Genomic DNA, 4198 nt, shown 5'->3' with positions numbered 1-4198 from the left:
ATTTCCCATCGTTGCTCGCCCGAAACCCAAGAATGGTCCCGGTCGGGATCTGAAACAGGCCATCGCCGTTGGCGTATTTCTGGGCGCCATCGCCATCGCGGGGCTTTTTACGCCTTTCGCGTGGTATCCGCTGGTGGCTCTGGCTTTGTCGCTGGCGGTCTACGAGGTCTGGCGTCGGCTCTACGAGGGCGGCTATGTGCTGAACCTGCCGGTCCTCTTCTTGGGCGCGCAGGTGATCGTGTGGCTCTCGTGGCCTTTTGGGCCAACGGGTGCACTGGCGGGCTTCGTCATCAGTGTGTTGCTGCTGATGGTCACGCGCCTGTTCCACCACGGCCGTTCCTCGCCCCCGCATAATTATCTGCGGGATACGGCGGTCGGCGTCTTTGTGCTTACCTGGATCCCCCTGTTCGGCAGCTTCGCGGCCATGCTGTCGCGTATGGAGCGCGAGCACATCGACGGCTGGGCCTTCATCGTCACGTTCATGCTTTGCGTTGTGGGCTCCGACGTGGGCGGTTATATCGCCGGCGTGCTTTTCGGCACCCACCCGATGGCGCCCGCGGTGAGCCCGAAGAAGTCCTGGGAGGGCTTTGTCGGCTCGCTGATCCTATCCACCGCTATCGGCGTGGCCTGCGTGACGTTGCTGCTTTCCGGCCCGTTCTGGGTTGGCCTGCTGCTGGGGCCGGGGCTGGCCTGCTGCGCCACCCTCGGCGACCTGGTGGAGTCGCAGTTCAAGCGCGATCTCGGGATCAAGGACATGTCCGGCATGCTGCCGGGCCACGGCGGCCTGATGGATCGCCTGGACGGCATGTTGCCGTCGGCGATGATCACCTGGGTTGTGCTGAATATGCTCAGCGGCGTTTAGCTATTCCGTAACCTGCTTGCGCAGCTGCACGATGCGCACGCCGCCGACCAACGCCATGATCAGTGCACCGACAATCGCGGCGATCAGCATGCCCACGCCGATCGGGAAGGTCATCGTCCACCCCAGCAGCTGCAGCTCTGCGGATTCCTGATTCTGCAGGATAAACACCAGCAACAGGATCAGCAGCAGCACGCCGACGATAAGCGCCACCCAGGTCGTTCCCGCCAGGGTCTTCTTGACCTCGCGGTGCTCTTTGGTCTTTCCTGGTGACGCCGGGTCCTGCGCCGGTGCTCCAGCTACAGGTTCGGTGTGCGCTATCGGCGGGTTCTGGGGAGTGTTAACCGGCTCGGGATTGGTCGGCTCGGGATTGGTCGGTTGGGGAACGGACTTCCGATTGCTGTTGTCGCTCATACCTACCATTCAACGGCATAACCTGGTTGGGTTCAGATTTTCGCAATGTGAGGGTTACCCCCGTTACGTGCAATAATGGGCGCATTATGGCTACACCAGTAAAACTTCAGTTCGCAGCACCCAAAAGGGGCATGCCGCCGGTACACATGGCGGATCTCGACGAGGAGACGCTCAAGGAGCGTGTGCAGGAGCTCGGTCTGCCGAAGTTCCGGGCGGATCAGATTCGGCGTCAATACTACGGCCGCTTGCAGGGCGACCCGATGGAGATGACGGACCTGCCCGAGTCTAAGCGCGCGTCGGTGAAGGAAGCTCTATTCCCCGAGCTGATGCACCCCATGCGCAACATGGAGGCCGACGACGGGGAGACGCGCAAGACGCTGTGGCGCCTACACGATGGCACGATGCTGGAGAGCGTTCTGATGCGCTACCCGGGGCGCGCCACATTGTGTATTTCCTCTCAGGCGGGTTGCGGCATGGCCTGCCCGTTCTGTGCGACCGGTCAGGGCGGCCTGGATCGCAACCTTTCCGTCGGCGAGATGGTGGAGCAGGCCCGTGCGGCGGCAGCCACGATGCAGGAGGAGGGCGGTCGCCTGTCCAACATCGTGTTCATGGGAATGGGAGAGCCGCTGGCCAACTACAAGCGCGTGGTGGAGACCATCCGAAAGGTTTCCGCGCCCGCGCCGGATGGCTTCGGTATTTCCCAGCGCAACATCACCGTTTCGACGGTGGGGCTGGCTCCGGCGATCCGCAAGCTGGCGGACGAGGAGATGAAGGTTCGCCTGGCGGTTTCCCTGCACACTCCCGACGATGAGCTGCGTGACGAGCTGGTTCCCGTGAACAACCGCTGGTCGGTGGAGGAGGTGCTGGACGCCGCGCGCTACTATGCGGATACTTCCGGCCGCCGCGTCTCCATTGAGTACGCCCTGATCCGCGACATGAACGACCAGCCGTGGCGCGCGGACCTGCTGGGGAAGAAGCTACGCGGAGCGCTGGGCACGAAGGTGCACGTGAACCTGATTCCGCTGAACCCCACGCCAGGCTCCAAGTGGGATGCCTCCCCGAAGGATCGGCAGGACGAGTTCGTCCGCCGCGTGGAAGCCCAGGGTGTGCCTTGTACTGTGCGCGATACGAAGGGCCAGGAGATCGCCGCGGCCTGTGGCCAGCTGGCGGCAGAAGAACGTTAAAAAATTTTTCGGGGCTAAAAACTACCTGCTCAGAGCTAGCGGTTCAGCGTAGCCGGGTCGATGTTCTGGGTACGCAGCTCATCGTCGCTCAGGTCAGCGTAAGCACCCGTCAGGTTCAGCTGGTCAGCGGACCAGACCGGCTCCACATGGCCCTCGGGCTTGTTGCGAGCGGTAACGGTCGTGCGCTGCTTGAAGGTCGGGCGGGCCACCCACAGGCCAACACCGACGAACACCAGGACGGCCAGTGCGATCAGCCAGATGTTCTCAACGTTGCCCTTGTGGTTGCCGAAAAGCATGCCCAGCAAGAACAGGCCGCCGATGACACCGGCGGTAATGATTCCGCGACGCGGAAGCTCGCTCCAGCCCCAGGCCGCAGACGGAACGTCCGCAGTGGATACGCCGTTGTAAACTTCAGCTTCCTTAGAGTGTTGCGCCACCGTTTCCTCCTGAAAGTCAAAAAAATTCTATCCCCGCCATTTTGACACATCAGGACAAGAATGTCCCTATCCGTGTGCGGGCGTGGCCAGGAAAGTACCCAATTTAGGTGGGGAGACGGGGCGTCATAAAGAAAAGAAATAGAATAGACCGCGTGAAAACGCGAGTAGTAGTCCTAGGCAGCACCGGATCCATCGGCACCCAAGCGCTGGAGGTGATGGCGGATAACCCAGAGCGCTTCGAGCTAGTTGGCATTTCTGCGCACGGCTCCAAGCCGGAGGCGCTGGCGCAGCAGGTCCGCGACTTTGGGCTGGACCTCGCGCGGGTGGCGGTGGCCTCCGAGCACACCGCGGAGTGGCTGGACGGGGAGTTCGGCGCCCACTGCATCCGGGGTAAGGATTCCGCCCGGGAGCTGGTCGAGGCCATCGGTCCAGAGCTGGGGGAGGGCGACGTCATTCTGAATGCCCTGGTCGGTTCCCTGGGGCTCGACGCGACCCTGGCCACCTTGGGTACTAAGGCGAAGCTGGCGCTGGCGAACAAGGAATCCCTCGTCGCAGGCGGCCAGCTGGTGCTGAGGGCGGCGGACGAGGGGCAGCTGATCCCCGTGGATTCCGAGCACTCCGCGATGGCGCAATGCCTGCGCTCTGGGCGGGTGGACGAGGTCGACTCGCTGGTGCTCACCGCCTCCGGCGGGCCGTTCCGCGGCTACACGCGCGCCCAGCTGGAGGACGTCACCCCGCTGGAGGCCGCCAACCACCCGACCTGGTCGATGGGGCAGATGAACACCCTGAACTCCGCGACGATGGTCAACAAGGGCCTGGAGTTGATCGAGGCCAGCCTGCTGTTCGGTATCCCCGCCGAGAAGATCGACGTGACGGTCCACCCGCAGTCGATCGTCCACTCCATGGTCACCTTCATCGACGGGGCGACGATCGCCCAGGCCTCCCCGCCGTCGATGAAGCTGCCGATCTCGCTGGCCCTCGGCTGGCCCGACCGCATCGCAGATGCACAGCCTAAACTGGACTTTTCCCAGGCAACCGACTGGCACTTCGAGCCATTGGACGACGAGGTCTTCCCGGCCGTAATCCTGGCACGCCAGGCGGTCACTGCCGGGGGAACGATGCCCGCGGTTTATAATGCTGCGAACGAGGAAGCGGCGGTCGAGTTCCTCAACGGCAGGCTGAGCTTCCCCCGCATTGTGGACACGGTTGCGGCAACCATGGAGACCTGCCAGCACCTGTCCGCCGAACCCAACGATTTGGAAGATGTCCTGGCGGCGGAGCGCGAAGCCCGAGCCAAGGCGCAC

Annotated in this window: 5 protein-coding genes; 3 read left to right on the top strand and 2 right to left on the bottom strand. The window is 63.3% G+C overall.

Annotated features, from left to right (window positions below; all coding sequences use genetic code 11):
* Positions 1–7 precede the first annotated feature (7 nt).
* Entirely contained in the window at positions 8–862 is an 855-nt protein-coding gene (locus tag Q0331_RS00175; protein WP_298073797.1) for a phosphatidate cytidylyltransferase, read from the top strand.
* Here the strand turns inward: Q0331_RS00175 and Q0331_RS00170 are convergent, their stop codons facing one another.
* Positions 863–1282, bottom strand: coding sequence for a lipopolysaccharide assembly LapA domain-containing protein (locus Q0331_RS00170; RefSeq protein ID WP_298073794.1), 420 nt, complete (start codon positions 1280–1282; stop codon positions 863–865).
* Between the two features lie 77 nt (positions 1283–1359).
* Here Q0331_RS00170 and rlmN point away from each other — a divergent pair, with 77 nt between their 5' ends.
* The gene (gene rlmN, locus Q0331_RS00165; RefSeq protein WP_298073792.1) at positions 1360–2457 is read left to right on the top strand and encodes a 23S rRNA (adenine(2503)-C(2))-methyltransferase RlmN; all 1098 of its coding nucleotides are present in this window, start codon (positions 1360–1362) and stop codon (positions 2455–2457) included.
* A 35-nt stretch (positions 2458–2492) separates the two neighbouring features.
* On the opposite strand, the gene Q0331_RS00160 is transcribed toward rlmN, so the two are convergent.
* Entirely contained in the window at positions 2493–2894 is a 402-nt protein-coding gene (locus Q0331_RS00160; RefSeq protein WP_298073790.1) for a DUF2631 domain-containing protein, read from the bottom strand.
* Positions 2895–3037: 143 nt separating this feature from the next.
* On the opposite strand from Q0331_RS00160, the gene dxr reads away from it, so the two are divergent.
* Positions 3038–4198 (top strand): 1-deoxy-D-xylulose-5-phosphate reductoisomerase (dxr, locus tag Q0331_RS00155; protein WP_298073795.1); only part of this gene is annotated, 1161 nt, incomplete at its 3' end.

This window comes from uncultured Corynebacterium sp., from assembly GCF_937999985.1.
Lineage (GTDB): Bacteria > Actinomycetota > Actinomycetes > Mycobacteriales > Mycobacteriaceae > Corynebacterium.
Note: the sequence above shows the minus strand (reverse complement) of the source record. Positions and strands in the feature narration are given on the sequence as shown.

Bases quoted from the DNA above. Each gene is read 5' to 3' on its own strand.
- Q0331_RS00170 (WP_298073794.1), bottom strand. From the start codon at position 1,282: ATGGTAGGTATGAGCGACAACAGCAATCGGAAGTCCGTTCCCCAACCG.
- rlmN (WP_298073792.1), top strand. From the start codon at position 1,360: ATGGCTACACCAGTAAAACTTCAGTTCGCAGCACCCAAAAGGGGCATG.